Origin of the sequence: Staphylococcus ratti (assembly GCF_020883535.1) — a bacterium.
GTDB lineage: Bacteria > Bacillota > Bacilli > Staphylococcales > Staphylococcaceae > Staphylococcus > Staphylococcus ratti.
On the sequence record NZ_CP086654.1, the window covers coordinates 407,884 to 433,992 of the forward strand.

Genomic DNA, 26,109 nt, shown 5'->3' on the forward strand with positions numbered 1-26,109 from the left:
TAATATCATCATTCGTTCATAAAAAATTATGTTAATGGTTTGACCATTCGATATAAATGATAAGGTGCGTGATTAATGGCAGATTCAATCGTATATCCAGATTTAGTGTAGAGTCGTTGGGCGTCTGTATTCGTTTGTTTTACAGTAAGGGACAGTTTATTGTAACCGTGATGTTGAGCTATAGCTTCGATATGCTGAAGTAAAAGAGAGGCAATGCCTTGGCGATGGTATTCAGGTTTTACAGATAAGAGTGAAATATGAAATTCATCGTCGTAAGCTTCTTCTAGTGCAAGAAGTGCTCGAATATTTTTAGCATAATGATAAAAATGTGGAAAGATCTGCCACTGTTTCATTTGAAGAATATGTAAAAATGTATATTTATCAGCACGATTCAATTGTTTGGCTGGCATGGCAGTAATAAGTCCGGACACTTCACCATCAGCATGGGCAACCCAGCTCCAATCGTGACTGAAACGATTACGCTTATGTTTCCAAAGTGTGTGGATGTATTGATGAATTTGATTTAAATTGGTCGTTCCAAAAAGAGGATAACTCATTTCCTGTATTGCAAGTGTTGTTAAAAAGCCTACTTCAGGGAGTTCTGGATAGGCAGGGTGTACCTCGATATTTTTAATCATGTCGTCGCCTCCTTATATTTCCTTTCATAGTAATAACATGCCCAAGCGCGGCATTCATAAAACAATAAATAAACATTTTAATTAATAAGCAAACACATGAATCGATACAACATCTATTTTTAAAGGAGGGATGTTATGAAGGTTTTTCGAACATTAGTATGGTTTTTTAAACAAGAAAAATGGCGATTTGGTTCGGCGATGATTGCATTACTTATTACCGCATTTTGTAGTTTAATGCCACCACAAATCATCGGCCGTGTCATTGACCATATGACGGGCAAAACATTGACGCCGCAACTTTTAATTATGTATTTAATGGTTATTTTTATCACAGGCGTGATTGTCTATGGCTTGAGATACTATTCGCGCTTACAATTATTTGGTGCGAGTGCCAAGTTAGGACGGTTATTGCGTCAACAATTGTACGACAAATATATAAGCATGCGACCAGCATTTTTTCAAAAGTATCGTACAGGTGATTTAATGGCGCATGCGACCAATGATATCCGTGCTGTTCAAAGTACAGCGGGCATTGGTGTCATGACGATATCGGATGCCGTCATTATGGGTGGGATGACACTGGTTATGATGGCTGCGACGATAAGCGTTAAATTGACGTTCATTGCGATGTTGCCACTCCCTATCCTTGTTATCTTAACGCAATTTTATGGACATCTACTCCATAAAGGGTTTAAAGAAGCACAAGGGGCATTTAGTGAGCTCAATGACAAAACACAAGAAAGTATTGCCGGTGTAAAAGTAATGAAATCGTTTGGTTATGAAAGTTCAGATGAAGAAGACTTTCGTCAATTAAGTGATCGTGTTGTAGCCAAAAATCTCAAAGTGACTAAAATAGACGCATTATTCGATCCTACAATACAAATTGTAATAGGAGCGAGTTACTTATTGAGCGTGATTTTTGGGGCGCGTATGGTAATAGATAATACGATTACAATTGGCCAACTTATCACATTTACAACGTATCTAGGTATGATGATATGGCCATTATTAGCATTGGGCTTTTTCTTTAATATCGTACAACGTGGACGTGCGTCTTATGATCGTATTTTAGATTTACTTGCGGTCGTAGATGACACTCATCATCATGAAACATTAACTGTACCACCTCGAGGTGCAATTCAATTTCAACTCGATCAGTTTGCATTTTCTAAAGCGGATAAGCCTGACCTGTATAACATTCATTTTACGATTGAGCCAGGGATGACGGTCGGTATCGTAGGAAGTACAGGATCAGGTAAAAGTTTATTGATTCGATTACTGTTAAGAGAATTCGATCCACCGCGTGCTAAAGATATCACATATGGCGGACATCCTATTCAGCAATATCCGATTCAATTATTAAGAGCGCAATTTGGTTATGTCCCTCAAGATCATTTTTTATTTTCTTCAACAATTCGGGGAAATATTGCGTTTAGTGCACCTCAAGTTGATGATGCCACGTTGTATCACGCTAGTGAAATGAGTCGCATTCATCAAGATATTATGACATTACCACAACAATATGACACAGTTGTCGGCGAACGCGGTGTTTCCCTATCCGGTGGACAAAAACAACGTATCTCCATTGCCCGTGCGTTATTAAAAGACCCAGAAGTGCTCATATTAGATGATTCGTTATCTGCAGTAGATGCTGAAACGGAAACGCAAATTTTACAAAACTTAAAACAAGAGCGTCAAGGCAAAACGAATATTATTACTGCCCATCGTATGAGTGCAGTGATGCACGCGGATTTAATTATTGTAATGCGTGATGGAACGATACTTGAAAAAGGCTCACATGAAACATTACTTCAACTTCAGGGATGGTATGCTGACACTTTCCAAGCTCAAGCGATGGAAAATCGTTTAAATCAAGCCTTGGAGGAACAAGTAGAAAGGGGGAAGAATGATGAGTGAAACGCAACTACAGATGTCGTCTAAAGACCAAATGAAAACGCTAGGCCGTTTGTTGAAGTATACCTTACCTTTCAAACCGCTCATCGCCTTGGCTTTATCGATGTTAGTCTTGTCTACCGCAGGCAGCATGCTCGTACCGTACATCGTTAAAGTTTTTATTGACCAATATCTTGTTCCGCGTCATTTCCCAGGAAATGAAATAATTATGTTGCTTGTGCTATTTATCGGGGTTGAACTCATCGTCGCATTAGCATCTTATTTTAGTATTTACTTTTTAGAATTTTTAGCTTTAAAAGTCATTCAACAGTTACGGATTGATGCGTTTAGAGATATTTCAAGCTTAGGAATGCGTTTTTTCGATCAAACCCCAAGTGGAAGTATCGTTTCAAGATTAACCAATGATACGGAAGCGATAGTGGAAATGTTTACAGGCGTTTTAGCTACATTTTTAGTTGCCATATTTATGGTGATTTCAAGCTTTATTATGATGTTTGTGTTAGATTTTAAAATGGCCTTTTTTGCAATGTGCTTCATGCCATTGATTGTTTTAGTATTAGGCATATATCGTAAATATGCTTCACTCTATTTTTATCAAACACGTCGAAAACTATCAGATTTGAATGCCAAACTCGGCGAGTCTATTGAAGGTATGAAAATCATACAAGTATTTAACCAACAAAAACGCTTAAAGTCAGAGTTCGAAGCAATTAACATGTCACACTATCATTATTCTATGAAAACGATTCGTTTAGATAGTTTACTTTTAAGGCCTGCCATTACATTAATTTCAACTTTATCTATCATTGCAATTTTAGCTTATTTTGGTATTTTGAGCTTTAAAACAGCGGTAACTGCAGGGACGGTTTACGCGTTTATCCAATATATGCAACGTTTTTTTGAACCTATTAACCAAGTGAGTCAGAATTTAAATATTTTTCAACAAGCGGTTGTTTCTGCTAGTCGCGTGTTTAAGATGATGGATAATGAAGAGAGTGCCCCTAAACAAGAAGGCGACAAAGGTTATATTAACGACGGACGTATAGAATTTCGAAATGTGTCATTTAGTTATGATGGAGAAAGAGACGTGTTGAAGGATATTAGTTTCACTGCTGAGCCCGGGCAAACTGTGGCGCTCGTTGGACATACGGGTTCAGGAAAAAGCTCGATTATTAATTTATTTATGCGTTTTTATGAATTTGAACGGGGTGAAATTTTGATTGACGGTCAATCGATTCGAACGTATCCAAAAGAAGCATTGAAACAAAAAATTGGGTTAGTACTTCAAGACCCGTTCATGTTTTACGGAACGATAGAATCTAATATTAAACTGTATCATCCGACAATGACTTTTGAACAAGTTGAAGCGGCTGCAAAATTTGTATACGCGCATGACTTCATTATGAATTTTAAAGATGGCTATCAACATGAAGTTATAGAAAAGGGAAGCACGTTATCAAGTGGTCAGCGTCAACTTATCGCATTTGCAAGGACGATGGCAATCAACCCTAAAATTTTAATTTTAGACGAAGCCACGGCGAATATTGATTCTGAAACAGAAGAACAAATTCAACAGTCTTTAACTAAAATGAGACATGGACGAACGACATTAGCCATCGCACATCGATTATCAACGATTCAAGATGCAGACTTGATACTTGTATTGAATCAAGGTGAAATCGTAGAACGTGGTACACACGAATCATTAATTAAAGCGGGTGGCATTTACCAAAAAATGTATCAATTACAGCGAAGTGGTCAAGTTTCCTAGGTGTTTAACATTGAGCGAGGGACAAAAATCAAATCGATTTCTGTCCCTCGCTCTTTTAATATTCATTATCTATTGATAGTTAGGCTTCTATTAGGAAAGCGTGCATACATTAAGCTTAGGCATAATGTTGTATGATGTTGGATAAAAGTATCGCTGCACCGTCACCCGCATGGTCATCATAATATTGAGCGAATCGTGTATCTTCAACATAGAGTGTAGCCAATTGTAAGTGATAAGCTTTCGAATAATGTGGTGCCATTGCTTGTAACCATGATTGATGCGCTTTAAAAATGAAGCGGCCTTCATCACTATCGATAGGGAGCTCCTGTTGTAACATGATTTTAAGTGCTGAGAAGAGTTGTTGCTCTGCTTCTTTTGCATTGTCAAAAGTAGTTTTATCTAAATTTAAATAATGCGTTTCAAAATCCTTCAGCTCTTCCGTATCATATTTTGAATGAAGTTCTGCACCATACTGTGCGTTATTGTTTTCAATTTGTGCTTTTTTGTATTGTTCAAATCGTGCTTCTACTGACATTTTTGTTCCTCCTAATTGTTTTTTAACACAGTTAATTTGATGCGTTAACTGCGATTGTTGGTTCATGAGATGATCTAAGTGGCGTTGTAATGTCGATGTTAAATCTAAATTTGAATCATCTAAAATTGCTTTAATTTGTGTTAATGGTACATTCATATCCCTATAAATAAGTATTTGTTGAAGGCGATCCAAATGATGGCTATCATAGTAACGATATTCTGAATCTTGTTTACGGTGCGCTTTAAGTAATCCAATTTGGTCATAATAGCGCAACGTCCGCGTCGAGACATGTGTAAGTTCTGCCATTTCTTTAATCGTATACATCTTTTCACCTCGCTTTCTAAATACAATGTACAAGTTGACGTAACGTCAAGGTCAATAGAAAAAATTAAACAGGTTATGAAAATTGTTTCATAACCTGTTTATACTGCTTTAATATGCGTTTTCGTGTATAAAATATTAATTTCTAACTGCAAAGTAGTGCCCTTCATCATCAGAAAAGTTAAAGACTGTACCACTTGGCATGTCTACTTTGTCGCCTACAGTGACACCTTTTGATTTCAAGTCTTCATAAAGTTGATCAATATCTTTAGTCACAAACATTAAAGAAGGTGTTCCTGTATTCACACCCATTTCCATTGCTTCAACTTTAGCTTTGTCGTGTAATACGATGGATGTTTGTGCATCTTCAGAAGGGCTTAAAATAATAACACGCATGTCATTAGCGATATCGTCAGATACGACTTTAAAATTTAGTTTTTCAGTCCAAAACTGTTTTGCATTTTCTTGATCATCTACATAAAGCATGACTTCTTGTAATTGTTTAATCATATCGGGACTCCTTTGTTTATAAAAGAATTTTGTATTGCTCTATATATTAAAGGTTACTAACATCAATTTCAAGTGGGGCTGTTTTGTCATTTTTATCGTGTAATGTAATTTTTTCAGGAATAACACGAAGAACGGCTAAGTTAGGATCATCTTTTGATTCAAAATGTGTTTGCTCTTGTTTTTGCCAAAGCCAATCGATTTGGGCTTGTTTTGTGACGATTTCAACCGAACCTTCAATTTCGACATAAGGTAAGTGATTTTGTGCTTCATAACCTAACAAAACATGTACATATGGATTATGCTTTATTTCTTCAAATTTACGTGTATGCTTACTTGTTTTCGCATATAGTTCTAAGCCATCATTGTAAAAAATCATCTAACGACTATGAGGCTGATTGTTGTAAGCAGTCGATAAGACACCGACACGTGATAGATTGATCACTTCACCAATTTTATGAACCACATCGTGCTTCATGCATAATCACCTCACAATACAGTTACCCAAGAAAAGAGCAGAAAAAACGGGGAGTGGGACAGAAATCTATTTGATTTCGTTGTCCCACCCCCACAAGGCTGACTAGGGTTGAAATGAGCTAGTAAGCGAAGTTTCAATCCAGACAGCTACTGTGACTTATTAACTGTAATTCTCTCATTAAATGCAGGACAGAAATCTATTTGATTTCGTAGTCCTGCCCCATAAAAGTAAAATTTAAATCATTCATTTAATTGACGTGTTGATGGCTTAAAATAATCTTCTGTTTCTTTTTTGATAACTTTATATAAGAATAAAAGGCCAATTAAGTTTGGAATCATCATTAAAGCGTTAGCTGTGTCAGCAAAAGCCCATACTAAACGTAAGTCAGCAACTGTACCTACGAAAGTAGCAATGACATAAATAACTGCATAAATCATAACAAGCTTTACACCGAATAAATATTCAAAGCATTTGGCACCATAAACAAACCATGCAATAATTGTTGAAAAACCGAAGAAGATGACGGATAACGATACAACATATTCACCAACAACGCCAAGTGAAGAGGCAAAGGCTTTACTAGTAAGCGCACCAGCTTCTAAACTTGGATCATGTGGCACACCTGAAAGAAGACCGCCAGAAGGATCCCAAAAACCAGTGACAAGTAGTACAAGTGCTGTCATTGTACATACAACAATCGTTACGATAAATGTTCCAGTCATTGCAACGAGTGCTTGGATGACCGGGTGACTGGTTTTCGCATTACCCGAAATCAAAGCGACCGTACCAAGACCAGCTTCGTTTGAAAAGATCCCTTTAGACACACCATGTTGAACCGCTTGCATTACCATAATACCGGAAAATCCGCCTGCTGCAGATACCGGTGTAAAGGCGTGTTCAAAAATCAATCCAAAAGCTGGAAGAATTTTATCATAATTCATAATAATAATGATGATAGAAGCACCAATGTATAAAAAGGCCATCATCGGAACGAAAAAGCCGGCAACATCACTGATGCGCTTAATGCCTCCAAAAATGATAAACGAGATTAAAATTACTAAAACAATCCCCGTTATAACGCCATTAACATTAAAGCTATTTGTCATTACATCGGCAATCGTATTAGATTGCACACTGTTGCCAATGCCTAGGGCAGCAAAAGCACCAAAGATTGCAAAGGCGATAGCTAAAAATTTAAATTTGTGCCCTAAACCTTTTTCTATGTAATACATTGGTCCACTGATATATTCACCAATTTGGTTTTTATCACGGTATTTCATTGCGAGCAACGCTTCAGCGTATTTTGTAGTCATCCCCAGTAAACCTACGACCCACATCCAAAATACAGCGCCAGGTCCACCAAGTGTGACAGCTGTTGCGACCCCTGCTATGTTTCCGTTACCAATCATACCTGCTAGAGACGTCATTAAAGCTTTGAAGTTACTAATATCGCCTTCGCTTTCGTCAGTATCTTTTTGATTAGGCACGAATGCAAGCTTGAATGCATGGCCTAATTTGCTAAATTGTAATCCTTTAAGTATAAATGTTAAAAATAATCCTGTACCTACTAATAAAATTAAACTCGGTGCTCCCCATAAAACCGCATTAATTTTATTTAATACATCTAACACAAAAACCCCTCCATTTGTATTCGTTGAAGAAAACGTTTTCATCATTATAAGATAGTTGTTCTTTGCTGTAAAACCACAGTTTAATTTGAAAAACATTTCAAGCGCTATGCCATGTGATAGAAGTGGTTTTCATATGTTAGCAAATTTTGAAGATGTTTTTAGCTTTCAAAGTGCATTATAAAGCAATTCATATATATTAGAACAACGTGAAACTTAAAAATTCACATTACTAAATTTTACACTGTTATGATAAAAATTGCCAATTATATTTGAAGAAAGAGCAAAATAACACTTTAAGAAGTATTATGTTTCAAAATATTGAGTCGTTTAAAAGAAAAAAAGGAAGTAGGTCAAACATCAATGAAGATATCGTTGTCCTACTTCCATTTATGCTTATTTTTTCATATACCGATACGCCATTAACGCTTTTAGCATGTCGATTTCTTCTTGAAGTTCAGCGCCTTTATTTGTATCACGAATCAATTTACGTTCTAGTTCTTCGTCGACGACACGACGGATTGAGAGCTCATCTTCGCCTGTTTTTAAAACATTTTCTTTAGAGTTGAATTCTTGATGGGCGACCAATTGCATACCGAAAGAATTGTATAACAATGTATAGCCGGCAATGCCAGTAGTGCTTTGATAAGCTTTTGAAAATCCACCATCAATGACAAGCATTTTGCCATTTGCTTTAATAGGATTTTCACCTTCACGTTCTTTAATAGGTGTATGACCATTGATGATACGGCCAGTTTCAGGGTCCATATCAAACTCTTCCAACATTTTTTTCACCATTGTTTCATCTTCTCTCAGATGATAGTAAGGATTTTTCACTTCTTTATGCGTTGCTTTATCACTGATGAAATAACGTTCGAATGTGGTCATCGCGCGTTTCCCAAATAAGGACGAATATTTTCCAGTCCATAAGTACCAAACCAAATCGGTAGAAAGATCATCTTGTGCATCTAAATCAGCGTAGGCTTTACGCACATGATATTCAAATACATCAATCAATTCATGTCCACTATAATAAGTACCTTCGATTTCCATACCTTCCATATTGCCGTTGTCATCTACCGGAATACAACCATGGATAAGTAGGTTACCATTGTAACGCAAATATAAATTGCCTTTTTTCATTAAGAAGTCGATATGACGACGTAATTTTTCAGATTCTTGGAATGAAATAATTAACTTGTCCATAACTTCTTTTTCTTCTTCTAATAAAGCGGTTGGGTTGCGCGGATCAATGGTACTGAAACATGTATGCTCCAATGGATACGTTTGGCCGTCAATGTCTAACGTTTGATCATGGTAATTGATACGGTCTAATATTAAACGATTTTCCATTTCGAATTCTGGACGGCGTTTAATAATAGGGCCTTCTAATTTAAATTGAATCATAGCGATAGCTTGATGTATTTTTGTGATTTGAAGCTTTTCCGATTCTGAAGGTGTTTTTTCAGGATGTTTTTTTGGACGGAAAGCCGGGTTATCGTCGTAATATTTTTCAGCAAGTGTTAATAACGGGCGCAAATTGATGCCGTAAGCATCTTCAATAATATCCAAATTATCGTAGCGCGCACAGATACGTAAAAGGTTGGCAAGGCATACTTGAGAACCGGCGTAAGCGCCCATCCATAGAACATCATGATTACCCCATTGGATATCTACAGAATGATAATCGATTAATGTATCTATAATTTTATCTGGATCTGGCCCACGATCATAGATATCACCAACAACATGAAGGTGATCCACGACAAGGCGTTGGATAGTATTAGACAAACTGATGATTAATTTATCGGCTTGGTGAAGGTTAATGATTTGTTGAATAATGTTGTTGTAATAATCATTTTTGTTGTTATATTTGTTACTTTTGTACAACAACTCTTCAATAATAAAAACATATTGCTTCGGTAAAGCTTTACGTAATTTAGAGCGTGTATATTTAGATGATGTATATTTAATGAGTTCAACGAGTTGAAGAATGGTGTTTTCATACCATATCGCGCGCTCAGCCTTTGTATTAAATTCATTTTTAATTAATTTAATCTTGTCTTCAGGATAGTAGACGAGGGCGGTCAATTGATTCATTTCTGCCACTGATAAACGTTCATTAAATATGTCGTGGATTTTAGATTGTACATTTCCTGAACCATTTCTTAAAACGTGTTGGAATGCGTTAAATTCACCGTGTAAGTCACTTACAAAATGTTCTGTCCCTTTAGGTAATTCTAATATTGATTCTAAACTGATAATTTCAGTTGCCACTTTTTCTTCTGAATCAAACTTCTCAGCAAGTAAATCTAAGTATTGTTTTTTTAATTCAGATTCTTTAATGGATTGCATTTATTTGCCACCTCTGATTTGAAATTTGTAATTTAAACAAGGTTGAAACCCTTTATGTTATGAGTAATTGCTCGAGATTAATTTATGTATAAAAAATTAAGCGCTTCCAACTCTATTAAATCATATTTGTGTTGGAAATTAAATTCAGAGTGCTTAAAACGATGATGCGCGATAACACCACTTTGTTGCAAATTTTTAAACTTAGGTTTAAAATGATAACGCTAATAGTTAGCAAAGCTCACTATTTTAAAGGAGGATAATTATGACATCTTCTAAAGTACCATTAGTCACCAAAAACTATAGCGTTAATTTTTTGATCAGCTTATTACTTTATTTGACGATGTATTTACTTATCGTTGTGATGACTGAATATACGGTTGAAAAGTACCATGTTTCTGATAGTATTGCTGGCCTTGTGATGGGAATATTTATTGTAGGCGCATTGCTGGGACGCTTTATCACTGGTCGTTTTATTAATGTTATCGGACCAAAAAAAGTATTATTGCTTGGTCTAAGTGCATTTTTAATAACACAATGTTTTTATTTTGTGGAAAGCTCATTGCTGTTTTTAATGATGACGCGACTACTTAATGGCTTTGCATTAGCGATTGCTTCGACAGCGACAGGAACAATCGTTGCGCTTATTTCTCCGGTGAATCGGCGCGCAGAAGGGATTAGTTTGTTTAGTTTAAGTTTAGTAGTTGGCGCAGCAATAGGCCCTTTTCTAGGTTTATTATTGTCACATCAATATCCAACTTATGTGTTATTTACACTGTGTGTGATCATTGCATTTTTTGCGCTACTTTTATCATTTGTTTTAAACGTTCCATTTGAGAAAACCACTTTAACGTCAGAAGAAAAATCGTTTAAACTCTCGCAATTTGTTTCTATACCAGCATTGCCAATTGCAAGTGTCATGCTCATTTGCGGGTTGGGTTATGCTTCAGTTTTGTCTTTTATCCAAAGCTATGCTGGCGAACTGAATTTAGTAACATTAGCAAGTTATTATTTTATCGCATACGCGGTGGCTTCAATTATCACACGTCCGTTAGTTGGGAAGCTTATAGATCAGTATAGTGAAAATGCCATCGCTTACCCCGCGCTTTTACTTTTCTGTATCAGTTTAATAGCTTTAGCGATACTTCAACCTCAAACAGGATGGTTGTTAATTGTTTCAGGCGTATGTCTAGGAATGGGATACGGTTCAATGACGGCAGTTTGCAACGTCGCAGCGATAAAAGTTTCAGATAAAGATAAAATGGGGATTGCGACCTCAACATTTTATATCGGTTTAGATTTTGGATTAGGGTTTGGTCCTTTCATCCTTGGTTTTGCAACAACAACATTAGGGTTTAGTACGATGTATGTGATGACAGCCATTTTAATCTTTATATGTATAGGACTCTATTGGATGGTCCATGGTCGGAAAACAGAAGATAGCGTTGTAAAATAAGCTTTAAAAATTTAAGTGAATGAACTAGAGCTCAAATATAATTTTTAAAAGAACGAATTATGCAAAATAGCTTGCTTAATTCGTTCTTTGTTTACAGGAACATTGTTTTATAATAGTTAGACCTAATTATTATAAATTCTAAACTTTTAACTTCTTGTTAACATCTCTTTGTTCATAAAAATTTCAAAATTCTATTGTAACCGCTTTCTTGTTGTGGTATATTCAAAAAGCTAACTGAAAAGGTCATCAGATGACCTAATGAAAAAGAGGGGGCAAATCATGAATCAACAACGTCAGAAAAGAACAAAAGTCCGTTGGATGTTCGCAGGGATGTTTTTCTTAATTGGAGTTATTGCATATATGGATCGCGCAAATATTTCTTATATTGCGACGCCGATGATGGAGGACTTAGATTTAACTAAAAAACAATTTTCATTACTTGCTACGTTCTTCTCACTTGGATATGCATTAATGCAAGTACCTTCAGGCTTTTTAGCTGAGAAATTTGGTCCTAAAAGAATGTTATCGATTGCATTGGTATGGTGGAGTGCTTTCACGATATTAACAGGAGTCGTTAAAAACCATGGTTTATTATTTGCAGTACGTTTCTTATTTGGAGTGGGGGAAGCACCGATGTATCCATCCAACGCTGTATTTAATACATTTTGGTTTAGTAAGGATGAAAAAGGGCGTGCATCAAGCGCATTACTAGCAGGGTCTTATTTTGGTCCTGTATTAGCACCATTTATTACAGTCGCAATTTATAATACATTTGGTTGGGAAGCTGTATTTTTTATTTTTGGTATTGTAGGCTTTTTAATTGCGATTCTTTGGGCGATTATTGCTAAAGATTTACCAGAACATCACAAAATGGTAAATGAGGCTGAAAAACTTTACATTATGGAAAATCGTGATGTTGTGGAAACGGAAAAATCTTCTGCACCGTGGGCACAATTTTTTGCAAGATTTAGTTTCTATGCTATTGCGGCACAATATTTTGTCGTACAGTTTGTTATCACATTATTCTTAATTTGGTATCCTACATATCTCATTGAGACATATAAAATTGACACGTTCACAATGAGTAAATTAGCAGGTATTCCATGGTTATTAATGTTCGTTTTAATTATGGTTGGGGGAGCAATTTCTGATAAAATTTTAAGCACAGGAAAATCACGCTTTATTGCACGTGCAACAATTGCTATTTTTGGATTTATCGTATTTGGTATTTCATTAGTATTTGCAGTAAATGCAGGTTCATTAGTAATGAATATCTTTTGGATGTCATTATGTTTAGCAGGTGTAGGGCTTTCAATGGTTATGAGTTGGGCATCAGCGACAGATATTGGGCGTAACTTCTCAGGTTCTGTATCTGGATGGATGAACCTTTGGGGAAATGTTGGAGCAATGACAAGCCCAATCGTTGCGGCTGTGTTAGCAGAAAGTATTGGTTGGAAACCTACTTTATTATCTATGTTAGTATTGGTCGTTGCAGCGATTGTTTTATGGTTCTTCGTTAAACCAGATCAACCATTAATTCGTGATGAAGCGGAAAAGGCATAACATAAAAAGACTGGCGGAAGCCAGTCTTTTTGGTTTGTTTTCCAATTTAATATGGTAAAATATAACTAATTTAGTTTAGAAAGGCGTTTGAGATATGAAACCAATGTCACGTATTTTAATGCCATTAATCGGTGTTATATTAATTTTAGGTGGGTTGTATCTTGCTTTTCGTCCGCAGATTGATGCCTATTTTACGAAGCAAGAAAACAATAACAAAATTGAACAGTATCAAACGAAGCAGAAAAAAGAAGCATCTCAAAAAGTTGAAATTCCTAAAGATAAATCTCAAGTTGCGGGTGTGCTCAGCATTCCATCTGTGGGGATTAAAGAACCTGTTTATCCGGGACCAGCTACGCCTGAACAATTGAATCGTGGCGTGAGCTTTGCTGAGGCGAATGAATCATTGAATGATCAAAATATTGCTATTGCCGGTCATACAGATTATTCACTGAACTATCAATTTACAAAGTTGCACAAAGCTAAAAAAGGTGATGAGGTCACTTTTAAAGTAGGCAAAGAAACACGAAAGTATAAGATTACATCGATTAAAGATGTAGATCCTTATGCAGTAGAAGTTTTAGATGAGATGAAAAAAGATAAAAAGCAGCTTACGTTAATTACGTGCGATGATTATGATGAAAAAACAGGAAAATGGTTGACGCGTAGTATTTATGTTGCTGAAGAAGTTGCTTAATAACAATGAGCGATGCGGCTTGAACATGTTTATGTTCGTTGGCCCATCGCTTTTTTGATTGTGCTATATTAAAGAAAAAAGGAGTGTGACATCATGAAAAGGTTATTAATTGCCCCAGATTCTTTTAAAGAAAGTATGACGGCGATGGAAGCAGCGAAAGCAATTGAGCGTGGCTTTAAACGTGTCTTTAAGGATGAATGGACATATGTAAAGCTTCCGATGGCAGATGGTGGAGAGGGAACGATTCAATCCTTGCATGATGCATTACATGGTAAGTGGCGGACAATTACAGTAACTGGGCCACTTGGCAATAAAGTTGAAGCTACATATAGTATAGCGAAGCAAGGCGAGCTTGCTATTATCGAAATGGCAGAAGCTTCAGGTTTAGGTTTAGTAGCGTGTAAGGCGCGTAATCCTTTGTTAACGACGACATATGGAACAGGAGAATTGGTACGCGATGCTTTAGAACAAGGTGTGTCTCATATTATTTTAGGTATTGGTGGAAGCGCGACTAATGACGGTGGTGCTGGATGTATTCAAGCTTTAGGTGGTCGTTTGAAAGATAAAAGTGGGTGCGAGCTTCCTTTTGGCGGCGCAGCGCTTATTGATTTAGAGACGATAGATTTATCACAACGCGATGAACGTTTAAACACTGTCACATTTGAAGTGGCGTGCGATGTGTCTAATCCGTTATTAGGTCTGCGCGGTGCAACAATGGTTTATGGTCCGCAAAAAGGCGCCACACCAGAGCACATATTACAACTTGAAGCGGCACTACAGCGGTTCGCTTACGTAATTAAGAAAGATTTGAAAAAAGATGTAGCAAATGAACCGGGAGCTGGTGCTGCTGGCGGTCTAGGTGCAGGCTTACTCGCCGCATTGAATGTACAGTTACGTTCGGGCATCGATATTGTTTTAGAAACGACAAAGTTTAAGCAACATGCCTTGAACGCTGATTTAGTAATCACTGGTGAAGGTAAAATAGATGGCCAAACGATATATGGTAAAACCCCTATAGGCGTAGCTCAAGCAGCGAAGTTATACAAAAAAACTGTGATTGCAGTGGCGGGTATGTTAGGGGAAGGCCATGAAGCTGTGTATGAACACGGTATTGACGCAGTCTTTTCACTTGTACCTGGACCTAACAATTTAGAAGAAGCTTTAGAGAAGGGGCCAGAATATTTAGAGCAGTGGGCATTTAATTTAGCAAAAGTGTACGCTCATATGTCATAAAACTGTCGGCGAGACGATGAGACAAGTACGACTTAACTTCTTTGAAAAGGTTGATTGGACAAATGGAGTTAAGTAAAATAGACGAAATTATAGTGTTTGAAAACATGGACAAAAGGAGGAATATTGATGGAAACAACAAAGGACAAGATTACTTTTCAAACATTTACATTTAATGTATTAAATGGGCTTGCGATTGCTATTGTAGCAGGATTAATTCCTAATGCAGTACTCGGTGGGCTATTTAAATATTTGAGCACTTATTCGGATATTTTTAATACACTTTCTTACGTAGTAATGGGGATACAGTTCATGTTACCGATGATGGTCGGTGTACTTATAGCGATGCAATTTAAACTATCTGCTTTAGCTACTGTTGTCATAGGCGCAGCCTCTTATGTTGGTTCAGGTGCGGCCAAAGTGACTGAAGCGGGTTGGCAAATTGTTGGGATTGGTGATTTAATCAACACGATGATTACAGCAGCAATTGCAGTATTACTAGTTTTATGGCTAGAAGAGCGATTTGGAAGTTTGAAAATGATTTTACTTCCTATACTAGTCGGTGGTATTCCTGGATTAATAGGGGTTGTGACATTACCTTACGTGAGTAAAATTACGTTAGCCATTGGTGAATTGATTAATACTTTTACGACGTTACAACCGGTTATCATGTGTATTTTAATTGCAGTTTTATTTTCATTTATTATTGTTTCACCGGTGTCGACAATTGCAGTAGGGCTCGCTATTGGGATTTCTGGAATGGCAGCAGGCGCTGCAGCAGTCGGGGTTGCGACGACAGGTATTGTTTTGTTCATATGTACTTTGAAAGTGAATAAAATTGGCGTGCCCATCGCGATTTTATTAGGAGCGATGAAAATGATGATGACTAATGTGATTCGCTATCCGATTATGTTGTTGCCAATCGGCTTAACTGCAGCATGTGCAGGTGCAGCGGGGAGTATTATCGGTGTGATAGGAACGAAAGAAACAGCAGGTTTTGGGCTTGTCGGTTTAGTGGGGCCCATTAAAGCGATTGAGATGCTTGAAGGTTCCGTTGCAATGAATATCTTTTTAGTCGCACTTGTATTTGTTATCATTCCTGGCGTTGTTGGATTTATTCTTAACTTTTTGTTTACGAAAGTATTCAAACTGTATTCTAATGAGATTTATCGTTTTTTAGCGGCAGAAGCGTCCAAATAAAAAGTCCTCATATTGTGAATAATAGCATTAAAAAACCCGGAACCATTGAACTATGCTTCCGGGTTACTCATTAAAGGAGTGATGTTAGTATTTACAATATTTTGTGTACGTTAACTAGGGGGTGGGGTGGAATCCTAGTTAATGTTTTGGTATGAGACCAAGAAATCAATGAACCAACGATTTCTGTTTGGCTCTTCCTTTGAACTGAATAAGATCATAGGCTTTTTGAACGTCTTCATCTGAAGGAGGCTCAACAGATGAAAGCTGATAAGGTACGCCGAGTGCTTGCCATTTGTGTACACCAAGTTCGTGGTAAGGTAGTATTTCAAACTTTTCGACGTTATCAAGTGAATTAATAAATTCACCAAGTGTACGCAAGTCTTCGGGGGCGTCTGTCAGACCTGGTACGAGCACATGACGTATCCAAATCGGTTGTTTTTTCTCATTCAAATATTGAATGTATTTCAATATTGCTTCATTAGACTTTCCAGTTAAATGCCGGTGCTTCTCATCATTGATATGTTTAATATCAACCATGAATAAATCAGTATGTTGGCGTAACAATTCAAAGTGTTTTTTAAATGCTTCTGTCTCATTGGCACACCCTAAGGAAGTGTCTATACACGTGTGAATACCATGAGCATGGCATTGCTTAAACAATTCTGTTATAAACGGCATTTGAAGTAGGGGTTCTCCACCGCTTACCGTTACACCACCACCGGAACTTTGAAAGTAGGGTAGATAAGGCGTGATCTCATGAATCAGTTCATCTGCTGATGCTTTTCTTGAGGGAGTGTTCACTTTCCACGTATCTGGATTATGACAATATAAGCAGCGCAGCAAACAGCCTTGTAAGAATAGGATATATCGCAGGCCGGGACCATCGACCGTTCCTAAGCTTTCTACTGAATGAATATGACCTTGTATCATTGTTATCTCCCCATCTTTTCAAAATCGTTAAGTGACTTTAGTAATTTTTTTTACATAGACTCGTGGAATGTTCTTGAAATGACATCAAGTTGTTGTTCACGTGTCAGTTTAATAAAGTTAACCGCATAACCTGAAACACGTACCGTTAATTGAGGATACTCCTCAGGGTGTTCCATTGCATCAAGTAATGTTTCTCGATTAAAGACATTAATATTTAAGTGATGTCCATGTTGCATCGCATAACCATCTAAAATGCTAACTAAGTTTTGTTGTTGTGTGTCGTCTTCTTTACCAAGTGATTTAGGTACAATGCTGAATGTGTTTGAAATACCATCTTTACAGCAATCGTATGGTAATTTTGCAACAGATGATAATGAAGCTAATGCACCGTGTTCGTCACGTCCATGCATTGGGTTAGCGCCTGGTGCAAAAGGTTCTCCGGCTTTACGGCCATCAGGCGTATTACCTGTCTTTTTACCATAAACAACATTAGAAGTAATCGTAAGCACACTCATTGTATGTTCAGAATCACGGTATGTTTTGTGTTTACGTAATTTTTTCATAAAGCTTTCTACAAGTTGTACTGCAATATCATCTACACGAGCATCATTGTTACCGTATTTAGGGTATTCTCCACTTGTTTCAAAGTCGACAACTAATCCATTTTCATCGCGAATCGTACGTACAGTACCGTATTTAATCGCTGATAATGAATCTGCCGCAACAGAAAGACCAGCAATACCAGTTGCCATTGTGCGGTGAACATCTGTATCATGTAATGCCATTTCGATACGTTCGTAACTGTATTTGTCATGCATGTAATGAATAACGTTAAGTGAATTGATATATACGCCAGCTAACCATTCCATCATTGCATCAAAACGTGCATAAACAGTGTCGTAATCTAAAATTTCATCTTCAATTGCTTTGAAGTTTGGTGCGACTTGTACGCCTGACTTTTCATCTTTACCACCGTTAATAGCATAAAGTAAAGTTTTAGCAAGGTTAGCACGTGCACCGAAGAATTGCATTTGTTTACCAATTCTCATTGCAGAAACACAACATGCGATACCATAGTCATCCCCATAGCTTTCGCGCATCAGATCATCATTTTCGTATTGAATCGAACTTGTTTTAATACTCATTTTAGTACAATATTTTTTAAAGTTTTCTGGTAAACGTGTAGACCAAAGTACTGTTAAGTTAGGCTCAGGTGCAGGTCCAAGGTTATCTAATGAGTGTAAGAAACGGAAAGAGTTTTTCGTTACCATTGCTCTACCGTCTAAACCAACGCCACCGATAGATTCAGTTACCCAAGTTGGATCTCCAGAGAACAATTCATTGTAGTCTGGTGTACGTGCGAATTTAACAAGGCGTAACTTCATGATGAAGTGGTCGATAATTTCTTGTACTTCTGACTCTGTAATTGTGCCATTGTCTAAATCACGTTGTGCATAAATGTCTAGGAAAGTAGATGTACGTCCAAGACTCATAGCTGCACCATTTTGTTCTTTAATTGCAGCCAGGTATGCAAGGTAAAGCCATTGAACAGCTTCTTTAAAGTTTTCTGCTGGGCGACTCAAATCAAATCCGTAAGTTTCACCTAATTGTTTGAGTTCTTTTAATGAACGGTATTGCTCAGATAATTCTTCACGTAAACGAATAATATCTTCTGACATCGTTGTAGAAAGGTTTTCGAAATCTTTTTGTTTTTCAGCCATTAAAAAGTCTACACCGTATAAAGCGACACGGCGATAGTCACCAATAATACGACCACGACCGTATGCGTCAGGTAAACCTGTAATAATCCCTGCTTTACGACAAGCTAACATTTCTTTTGAATAGGCATCAAAAACCCCTTGGTTATGAGTCTTACGATAATCTGTGAAAATACGTTCTGTTTCTTTATCTAACTCATAGCCATATGCTTCACATGCAGCTTTAGCCATGCGAATACCGCCAAAAGGTTGCATGGAACGTTTAAAAGGTTTTTCAGTTTGAACGCCTACAATCTTTTCAAGTGTTTCGTTTAAATAACCTGCGTCATGAGAGGTAATACTAGATGGGATTTTCGTGTCCATATCCCACATACCACCGCGTTCACGCTCTTCTTTAGAAAGGGCCATGACTTGATCCCAGAGTTGTAATGTAGCGTCTGTTGGACCTTCTAAAAACGAATCATCTCCCGTATATCCAGTGAAGTTTAATTGAATAAAATCACGGACATCAACGCGATGTGACCAAAGTCCAGTTTTAAAGTCTTTCCAAGCATTTTGTTGTGTTTTAGCTTCATGAATCATGCTCAAACCTCCATTGTTCATCATTTCACAATCAGTATACCAACTCATGTGAAAAATATCACGTTTAAATTGAAAGCGTTTGCGCATTGTCATTATTTGTATATATTTTGTATATAAAACTGCCACAAATATTTTAAAAAATAAAATTGGTGTTTTCGCATAGAGAGAATACTATATTAAGAAAAAATAGCTGTGAAAAATGTCGTGTGAAGCGTTGCAGATATTATTTAAAGAGGATGTATATAAAGAGGTAAGCATTTTAGAGAAAAATGAAAAGAAACGATTTCTATTATTAAATGAAGTTAAAACATAAATTAAAGCAATTTGTCTTTTTGAGAAGGACAAAATGACATAGTATATGTTTATAAATAGCTATTTTACATTATTTTAAACTCTATTTGAATTATCTATTTTTATGATGGATATGACCGTCTAAAAACAACAAGTATAAAAAATTTTAATCCGGTTTCTTTAATGCGTTAAACAACTTTAAATCCCTTGATATGAGTGGGTTAGATATATGTTGAAGCATATTAATAAATGACTATTATTCCTAATGAATTATGCCCTACCACGCATATTGTTATTGACAAAATTGTCTGACAAATACAATAATTAAACTTAACACTACTTACTATGAATGAAGGGGGAACGCGAATGAAAGCGAAGTGGAATTTTTTAATCGTGCTTATAGCATGTGTTGCGCTAGTGTTAAGTGCATGTGGTAAAGGGGATACAGGGGCATCTGGAGAGAAGAAAAGTAAAACTGAAACGAGTGACGCGAAAGGTGGCACACTAAATGTAGGGATTGCCGAACCACCCGAGGGGAATTTTCAATCCATTTTTGCAGGTTCTACAGGTGACTCAAGTGTGATTTCATACTTTAATGACGGTCTCGTAGATTATGATGATGAATTGAACATTAAGCCGGAGATTTTATCGTGGGAGCAAAAAAAAGGTGACGACCTTACATATACATTTAAGGTGAAAAAAGATATTAAATGGCAAGATGGCAATGATTTTACGATTAACGACTGGATTTTCACGTTAGAAACGTTAGCAGACCCTGATTATGACGGACCGCGTTATAACGGTGTTGAAGTGATTGAAGGAGCGGAAGCTAAGCGTAAAGGCCAAGCAGACAATGTGTCAGGAATCAAAAAAATTGATGACTATACAGCAGAAATTAAATTTAAAGAGCATAAAGCGAATAATTTATTAGAAATTTGGACAGGGGCACCATTAAGCGAAAAGATTTTCAAAAACATCCCAGTGAAAGATATGGCTAAATCACCAGAAGTACGTAAAACACCTATTGGTATTGGGCCATACAAAGTTAAAAAGATTGTGGATGGTGAATCCGTTGAATTAGAGAAATTTAAAGATTATTGGCAAGGAGAGCCAAATCTAGATAAAGTGAATCTTCGTGTAATTGAACAAACATCTATGACACAAGCATTAGAAAATGGCGAGATTGATATGGCAAGTATTACACCACCGATTGCTAAAGAAATTAAAGATAATGGTTCTGAAGGTGTTCAGTTACTTGAATCGCCATCGACAGCTTATGCGATTATCGGCTTTGTTTTAAACGATTACGATAAAAAAGCTCAAACTATAGGTAAAGAACGTCCGAAATATCAAAATAAAAAATTGCGTCAAGCAATGGCACATGCGATTAATCGAAAAGAGTGGATTGATGCCTTTTATTATGGTTACGGTAAACCATTAAATGGTTTAATCCCATCGGCACATTGGAGTGGTGCAAAAGAAGGGGATGTTCCTGAGTATCCATATGACGTTGACAAAGCGAAAAAGCTTTTAGATGAAGCAGGCTACAAAGATAAAGACGGCGATGGCTGGCGTGAAGATCCGAAAGGTAAACCATTTGTAGTGAACTTAAAACATTATGCAGGGTCAAATCCAACATTTGAACCAAGAACGGCGGCTATTAAAGGGTATTGGGAAAAAGTAGGCTTAAAAACAAAAACAGAAATGGTTGAATTTGGCAAATTCGGACAAGATTTAGAAAATGCTTCAGATGACATGGAAGCGTATTTTAGAACTTGGGTCCAAGGTGCTGACCCAGATCCGTCAGGTTTATATAAATCCACAGCACTATGGAATGAATCTCGATACAACAATCCTAAATCTGACAAACTCTTAAAAGAAGCATTAGATACAAAAGTTGTTGGAGACGATCAGGATAAGCGTAAAGCTAAGTATTTAGAATGGCAAAAAATAATGGCTGAAGACGTTCCAGTTATTCCGATTACAGAATTAGAAGATGTAACAGCTGTGAGTGACAAAGTGAAAAACTTTGAAGTATCAATTAAAGGTACGAATCCGATTTATGAGTGGACAGTTGAAAAAGATTAAGAAATAACAAGTATGCAACGGGGCAAGGACATCATCATGTTCTCGCCCCTAAATCATACAATTGGGCATAAAAGTAGTAGTTCAAATGCACGTTATGAGTTACATCCGATTCGTATAGGCGAATTAATAGCAAAACGCAATACTATTTAAAACTTGAATAAGGGGGGCTAATGATGACAGAACAGCATCTATTAGAAGTTAAAAATTTAAGTACAGGTTTTGATATTAATGGTAAAAATTATAATGCAATTTCTAAAATCAGCCTTACGTTAGATAGTGGAGAAGTGATGGGCATTGTAGGTGAATCAGGCTCTGGTAAGTCCGTACTAAGCATGTCTATTCTTCGTTTACTACCTGATAAAATTGGTTCAATTAATGAAGGGGAAGTGCGATACAAAGGTAAGCGTATCGATAATCTACCGATGGCTCAACTTAATAAGATTCGTGGGAATGAGCTTGCGATGATCTTCCAAGAGCCGATGACTTCTTTAAACCCTGTATTTACGATAGGCAATCAGTTGGTTGAAATGATGATTCTACATTTGAAAATGACTCAAAAAGAAGCATATGCACGTGCTATAGATTTATTAAGACAAGTAGGTATTCCGAGGGCGGATAAAGTGATTAATGAATACCCACACCAACTTTCTGGAGGGATGAGACAGCGTGTAATGATTGCGATGGCGATTTCGTGTTCACCTGAATTGCTTATTGCTGATGAACCAACCACAGCATTAGATGTTACCGTACAAGCACAGATATTAGACTTATTGAAAAAAATCCAAAATGAAACGAATATGGGCATTATTTTTATTTCTCATGATTTAGGGGTGATTTCTGAAATTTGTGATACGGTGGCGGTAATGTACGCCGGAGAAATTGTTGAACGCGCGTCAGTAGTAGATATTTTTAAACACCCTAAACATCCTTACACTAAATTATTGCTAAAGGCGATTCCGCGCTTAGATCAAAAACAAGATAGATTGGAAACTATTAAAGGATCAGTGCCAGGATTAGATGAGCTACCTGAAGTGGGATGTAGTTTTGCGAATCGTTGTCCATATGTGATGACGTCTTGTACTGAAGTGAATTTGAAAACAAATACGCTCAATGAAACGCACAAAGTGGTCTGTCATTTATATGATGAAGCAGTAATGCGTAAGGAGGGGAAACTGAATGTCTAATGAACACGTATTAGAAGTAAAAAATCTAAAGCAATATTATCCGATTAAAGGTGGTATTTTCCAACGTAAAATTGGTGAAGTGAAAGCGGTAGATGGCATTTCATTTACTGTGAAGAAGGGGCAAACTGTTGGACTAGTAGGTGAATCCGGATGTGGAAAATCATCAGCTGGGCGTACAATTTTACGTTTGCAAAATGTCACATCTGGTGAAATTCATTTTTGTGGTAAAGACATTACAAAAATGAAAGGGAAAGCATTACGTGAAGCACGTAAAGGGTTCCAAATGGTCTTTCAAGATCCTTATGCTTCCCTAAATCCAATGCAAATGGTAGGAGATATCGTCGGAGAACCGATACGCAATTATTATAAAAAATCGCAGAAAGAGATTGAAGATGAAGTCAAAGAATTACTGCAACGTGTCGGATTGAATGTGCAAGCGTATTACAAATATGCGCATGAGTTTTCGGGAGGACAACGCCAACGTGTAGGGATTGCACGTGCATTGGCGCTTAAACCGAAACTCATAATCGCTGATGAACCGGTCAGTGCCTTAGATGTATCCGTTCAATCTCAAGTATTAAACATTCTAGAAGAATTGCAAGAAGAATTTGGTTTGAGTTATTTGTTTATTGCTCATGATTTAAGCGTGGTAAAACACGTTAGTGATTACATATGTGTGATGTACCTTGGAAATATTGTTGAACAAGGTCCGGCTGATGCAATTTATGACAATCCGAAACATCCTTATACACAGTCTTTAATATCAGCGATACCTGAAATTAAACCTGGTGAAAAGAAAGAACGTATTTTGTTACAAGGGGATTTGCCTTCGCCGAGCGATCCTCCAAAAGGTTGTCCATTTCATACAAGATGTCCTGTAGCAAAATCAGAATGTTCTGAAGCGCGACCAGCATATCGGGAAGTAGGGCATGAACATTATGCCGCATGTATTCTTTTAGAAAATGAGGTGTTGGCAAAATGACAACTTTAATTATTCGACGTTTTTTATTAATGATTCCGTTACTCATCGGGATGTCTATGGTTATTTTCTTGTTAGCAAAATTACAACCAGGTGATGCATTTACGGGACAAATGGACCCTAAAGTTGACGCAAAATATTATGAAGAACAACGTGAAAAGCTCGGTTTAAATGACCCTATACCTGTACAGTATATGAAATGGGGGCAAAATGTTTTACAAGGGGAACTTGGGGATTCTATTCGATATAAGCGTCCTGTAATGGATTTAGTAAAAGAACGTATGCCGAACACGATTTTACTAGGGGTAGTCAGTATTGTGATTACGTATTTAGTCGCTTTTCCATTAGGCATTTTGTCAGGAAGAAAACCTTATAGCAAATTAGATTACAGTATTCAATTTTTGAACTATCTTATGCTTGCCATTCCTTCTTTTGTTGCAGGGGTATTTGCGATATACATTTTTGCTTTTCAACTTGGATGGTTTCCATTTTCAGGTTCCGTCGCAATAGGGCTTGAGGAAGGCTCCCTAAGTTATTACATTAGTAAACTTTACCATGCGATATTACCTGGGACGGTACTCGGGTTACTCTCCACGGCAAGTTACGTTCAGTTTTTAAGAAATGATATTATCGAGAATTCGAGAAAAGATTATATTCGTACAGCACGTGCGAAAGGGCTCTCAGAATCAAAAATTTATAACAAACATATTTTGCGTAACTCTGTTATTCCAATTGTTACGTTTTTCGGGGCAGACGTTTTATCTGTCTTTGGTGGTGCAGTCATTACAGAGACCATCTTCTCTTATCCTGGGATTGGGAAATTACTAATTGATGCTATTAGTGGTAAAGATTATCCATTAATGATGGCGTTACTTCTCTTTTTCTCATTTTTAGGCTTATTAGCAAATCTGATTTCGGATATCACATACAGTATTGTGGATCCAAGAATCAAGAGTAATTAGGAGGGGTCACATGGCTGAAAAAATTAAAGTAGCAAATCGTTCACCGTTAGCAATTGCGCGACAAAAGTTTTTGAAAAATAAACCTGCCATGGCAGCGAGTATCATTTTAGGGTTAATATTTTTTATTTCGCTCATTGCCCCATGGATTGCACCGCTTGATCCAAATGTTCAAAACCTCGTATTAATCAAAGGCGACATGTCTGCACAGCATTGGTTAGGTACAGATTCTGGTGGTCGAGATATATTGAGTCGACTGTTATATTCAGGGCGCGTATCGCTAATTTTTGGACTTGTGACGACGATAGGCCTCATGATTATTGGCGTGTTAATCGGCATGATCTCAGGGTATTACGGCGGATGGGTAGATACAGTGTTAATGCGTTTTACTGAATTTGTTATGCTATTTCCATTTATTCCATTTGCAGTTGTTTTAAATGCAACATTTAGCGGTAAAATTGAAAATCAATACGGCTCTGCTATGGTACTTGCAGGGGTATTGATCGCACTTTCTTGGGTAGGTGTCGCGAGAATTGTACGAGGAAAAGTTATGCAAGAAAAGGAAAACGAATATTTCTTAGCTGCTCAATCTATCGGCACACCGGTTTATAAAATTTTATTCAAACATCTTTTGCCGAATATTTTAAGTGTTATTATTGTACAAGCAACATTACTCTTTGCCGTTCAAATCGTAGCTGAAGCAGGATTGAGTTTCTTAGGTTTTGGCATTGATAAAACAGTTCCGACATGGGGGAATATGCTAAGTGATGCTCAAGAAGGTGATATTTTACGTGGGAAGCCGTGGATTTGGATGCCGCCAGCATTAGCAATCACAACTACGATTTTATGTATTAATTTTATCGGAGAAGGATTCAAAGACGCGCTCAATCCTAAGTCAAGACGTTGATGGTTTGAGTGTAAAAGTGATGCATTTTTCACATAGACAGACCTTATCATTATTGGAATGAGAATAATATGTATGTAAAGAATAGGACGATAAAATTTAAAGTTGGTCGGCCTATTCTTTTTATGCCTTGTTTTGTTTTTGTGACACGGACGTATGTGTTTTGTTAAACTTTGCATTTGACGCA

Annotated in this window: 19 protein-coding genes and 1 pseudogene; 12 read left to right on the forward strand and 8 right to left on the reverse strand. The window is 37.0% G+C overall.

Going from position 1 to position 26,109, the window contains the following annotated elements; translation table 11 throughout:
* Positions 1-26: 26 nt before the first annotated feature.
* Entirely contained in the window at positions 27-638 is a 612-nt protein-coding gene (locus tag LN051_RS01740; protein ID WP_229292916.1) for a GNAT family N-acetyltransferase, read from the reverse strand.
* A 135-nt stretch (positions 639-773) separates the two neighbouring features.
* On the opposite strand from LN051_RS01740, the gene LN051_RS01745 reads away from it, so the two are divergent.
* Entirely contained in the window at positions 774-2,555 is a 1,782-nt protein-coding gene (locus LN051_RS01745; protein WP_229292917.1) for an ABC transporter ATP-binding protein, read from the forward strand.
* Positions 2,545-4,323, forward strand: a complete 1,779-nt coding sequence (locus LN051_RS01750) for an ABC transporter ATP-binding protein (RefSeq protein WP_420853984.1) — start codon at positions 2,545-2,547, stop codon at positions 4,321-4,323. The genes LN051_RS01745 and LN051_RS01750 overlap by 11 nt, the downstream gene beginning before the upstream one ends.
* Positions 4,324-4,438: 115 nt before the next feature.
* On the opposite strand, the gene LN051_RS01755 is transcribed toward LN051_RS01750, so the two are convergent.
* From LN051_RS01755 to LN051_RS01775, 5 genes and pseudogenes are all read right to left on the reverse strand, one after another.
* Complete coding sequence (locus LN051_RS01755; RefSeq protein WP_229292918.1) at positions 4,439-5,182, reverse strand: MerR family transcriptional regulator; 744 nt, start codon at positions 5,180-5,182, stop codon at positions 4,439-4,441.
* 135 nt (positions 5,183-5,317) lie between these two features.
* Entirely contained in the window at positions 5,318-5,689 is a 372-nt protein-coding gene (locus LN051_RS01760) for a VOC family protein (protein ID WP_229292919.1), read from the reverse strand.
* A 46-nt stretch (positions 5,690-5,735) separates the two neighbouring features.
* Positions 5,736-6,164, reverse strand: a pseudogene (locus LN051_RS01765) (pyridoxamine 5'-phosphate oxidase family protein).
* A gap of 239 nt (positions 6,165-6,403) precedes the next feature.
* Positions 6,404-7,795, reverse strand: a complete 1,392-nt coding sequence (locus LN051_RS01770) for an alanine/glycine:cation symporter family protein (protein WP_229292920.1) — start codon at positions 7,793-7,795, stop codon at positions 6,404-6,406.
* A 393-nt stretch (positions 7,796-8,188) separates the two neighbouring features.
* The gene (locus LN051_RS01775) at positions 8,189-10,147 is read right to left on the reverse strand and encodes a fructose-1,6-bisphosphatase (RefSeq protein ID WP_229292921.1); all 1,959 of its coding nucleotides are present in this window, start codon (positions 10,145-10,147) and stop codon (positions 8,189-8,191) included.
* A 262-nt stretch (positions 10,148-10,409) separates the two neighbouring features.
* On the opposite strand from LN051_RS01775, the gene LN051_RS01780 reads away from it, so the two are divergent.
* The 5 genes from LN051_RS01780 to LN051_RS01800 all read left to right on the forward strand — a co-directional run bounded on the left by LN051_RS01780 (position 10,410) and on the right by LN051_RS01800 (position 16,287).
* Entirely contained in the window at positions 10,410-11,600 is a 1,191-nt protein-coding gene (locus tag LN051_RS01780; protein ID WP_229292922.1) for an MFS transporter, read from the forward strand.
* Between the two features lie 279 nt (positions 11,601-11,879).
* Positions 11,880-13,163, forward strand: coding sequence for a pyruvate MFS transporter (locus LN051_RS01785; RefSeq protein WP_229292923.1), 1,284 nt, complete (start codon positions 11,880-11,882; stop codon positions 13,161-13,163).
* A 94-nt stretch (positions 13,164-13,257) separates the two neighbouring features.
* The gene (gene srtA, locus LN051_RS01790; RefSeq protein WP_229292924.1) at positions 13,258-13,857 is read left to right on the forward strand and encodes a class A sortase SrtA; all 600 of its coding nucleotides are present in this window, start codon (positions 13,258-13,260) and stop codon (positions 13,855-13,857) included.
* Positions 13,858-13,950: 93 nt separating this feature from the next.
* The gene (locus tag LN051_RS01795) at positions 13,951-15,090 is read left to right on the forward strand and encodes a glycerate kinase family protein (protein ID WP_229292925.1); all 1,140 of its coding nucleotides are present in this window, start codon (positions 13,951-13,953) and stop codon (positions 15,088-15,090) included.
* Between the two features lie 126 nt (positions 15,091-15,216).
* The gene (locus LN051_RS01800; protein ID WP_229292926.1) at positions 15,217-16,287 is read left to right on the forward strand and encodes a PTS sugar transporter subunit IIC; all 1,071 of its coding nucleotides are present in this window, start codon (positions 15,217-15,219) and stop codon (positions 16,285-16,287) included.
* A gap of 165 nt (positions 16,288-16,452) precedes the next feature.
* On the opposite strand, the gene pflA is transcribed toward LN051_RS01800, so the two are convergent.
* Together pflA and pflB are read right to left on the reverse strand one after the other, a co-directional pair.
* Positions 16,453-17,217 (reverse strand): pyruvate formate-lyase-activating protein, encoded by a 765-nt coding sequence (pflA, locus tag LN051_RS01805; RefSeq protein WP_229292927.1) that lies wholly within the window; start codon positions 17,215-17,217, stop codon positions 16,453-16,455.
* Positions 17,218-17,267: 50 nt separating this feature from the next.
* The gene (gene pflB, locus LN051_RS01810; protein ID WP_229293593.1) at positions 17,268-19,517 is read right to left on the reverse strand and encodes a formate C-acetyltransferase; all 2,250 of its coding nucleotides are present in this window, start codon (positions 19,515-19,517) and stop codon (positions 17,268-17,270) included.
* Positions 19,518-20,174: 657 nt separating this feature from the next.
* Between pflB and opp4A the strand changes: the two genes are divergently transcribed.
* The 5 genes from opp4A to opp4C all read left to right on the forward strand — a co-directional run bounded on the left by opp4A (position 20,175) and on the right by opp4C (position 25,925).
* Entirely contained in the window at positions 20,175-21,896 is a 1,722-nt protein-coding gene (gene opp4A, locus LN051_RS01815) for an oligopeptide ABC transporter substrate-binding protein (protein ID WP_229292928.1), read from the forward strand.
* Between the two features lie 173 nt (positions 21,897-22,069).
* Complete coding sequence (locus tag LN051_RS01820) at positions 22,070-23,080, forward strand: ABC transporter ATP-binding protein (RefSeq protein ID WP_229293594.1); 1,011 nt, start codon at positions 22,070-22,072, stop codon at positions 23,078-23,080.
* A complete protein-coding gene (locus LN051_RS01825) occupies positions 23,073-24,062 on the forward strand; it encodes an ABC transporter ATP-binding protein (RefSeq protein WP_229292929.1) in 990 nt (329 codons plus the stop codon). Before LN051_RS01820 ends, LN051_RS01825 begins: the two co-directional genes overlap by 8 nt.
* Positions 24,059-25,021, forward strand: a complete 963-nt coding sequence (gene opp4B / locus LN051_RS01830; protein WP_229292930.1) for an oligopeptide ABC transporter permease — start codon at positions 24,059-24,061, stop codon at positions 25,019-25,021. Before LN051_RS01825 ends, opp4B begins: the two co-directional genes overlap by 4 nt.
* A 10-nt stretch (positions 25,022-25,031) precedes the next feature.
* On the forward strand, positions 25,032-25,925 hold the full coding sequence (opp4C, locus tag LN051_RS01835; RefSeq protein ID WP_420853985.1) for an oligopeptide ABC transporter permease: 894 nt from the start codon (positions 25,032-25,034) through the stop codon (positions 25,923-25,925).
* Positions 25,926-26,109 lie beyond the last annotated feature (184 nt).